The sequence below is a fragment of the Vibrio sp. 970 genome, from assembly GCF_033339075.1.
Window position 1 is genome coordinate 1 of record NZ_JAWOTW010000065.1, and the last position, 1,454, is coordinate 1,454.

Here is a 1,454-nt window from a genome sequence, read left to right on the forward strand (position 1 = left end):
AGCCACTCATCGCTTATCTTGAGTGCGTCACCTTGAATCGTGACACTAGGAACTTCAAACTGGTTTTCGTATCCATCACCGCCATCAAGAATATCTACTGTTAAAGAGGCATCATCGTTCAAACCTTCAATTGCCTCTAAGGTAATATCCAATGTTACGGAGGTGGTGTCACCGTCTGAATCTGTTGCATTAACTAACAATGGTATATCCAGGATTTGATCTTTTGACAGATCGAAAGAGCGATATAATTCAAAGGAATACTCTATTTCACTAGTCGACTCTAAAGGTAATGTGGATAATAGTTTCGATTGAAAAATATTTACTTCCACCCCACCTTCTAAGATATAGCCAGTAATTGTCGTACCGTCATCAGACAGACGGTAAAGCAACTCACTTTCACTACTCACTAATGTGGGCTGGTTTAATTCGCTAAATCGAAGAGAGTCAACATAATCACTCCCGATATCGAGTTGAAGGCTCCCAGTCTTAAAGATTGTCCCACTTTCTAGATTAATCTCCTCCATTGCAACAACAGTCAAGTTGCTCAACGTAGGATCAACACCATCTTTCAACACGAAATCAATTTCATTCTCTACAAGCGGTGTGGAGTCTAGATCTGTCCCTCCAATGGTCAACGGGAAAGTGACCGTATCACTACTATTGAATTGATCGATAGGATGATCAAGAGTAAGCGAGATTGAAGCTAGTACATCGTTACCCGACTCAATGCCACTCAATGTTAACGTAAATACAGTCACACCATTGGCAAATGCTGTGATTTGCTTTCCACTGGAACTTAACGTGTAGCTAAGCTCAGTATTAGAGACTGAGCTTGTAAGCCCTAATGCCTCTAACTTAGTAATGGATGCCTCACCAAAATACAAACTAGTCGGATCAGGGTTATCAGAGCCAGCAATCACATTAACACTGCCTTCGGTGGTTAATAATGCCGCTCCCAGAGGTACTTCTGCTGTTTTTATAGTAGCGCTACCTACATAACCCGCTTGGCCATCTATAATGTCGATGGTCGCGGTTGCTACACCGTAATCTTTTGAATCATCGGCTGCGAGATAATCAAAAACGAGACTTTGCTCAACCGTGTGATCTAAGTTGCGACTGGCATTCAACTGCCAAGAGCCATCTGAAAATACGGTTAATTCACCCTTCTCTAGACTAAAACTTACTGAGCCACCATCAGGGACAGACTGGATCTCTCCTCCGGCTCTGACATATCGAATGTACAAGTCACCATCAATATCAATGTCATTCTCCAGTACATTGCCAGAAATGACTTGGCCTTCGGTTACACTATATGACTCATTTGCGATCACTGGATCGGCATCAAGGATGGCGATTTCTAGGGGGGCCACAACCGTTTCTTGTGTACCATCAGCATCACTTTGAGTGCTTTCAACCAATACGTTAGTCACCAGCTCATCTTGACCTACACCATG

1 protein-coding gene is annotated in these 1,454 nt (G+C 42.8%); it reads right to left on the bottom strand.

From position 1 onward, the window contains the following. Positions 1 to 1,454: Ig-like domain-containing protein (locus tag R7Q11_RS24715; RefSeq protein WP_225466826.1), on the bottom strand; the 1,454-nt coding region annotated here is incomplete at both ends.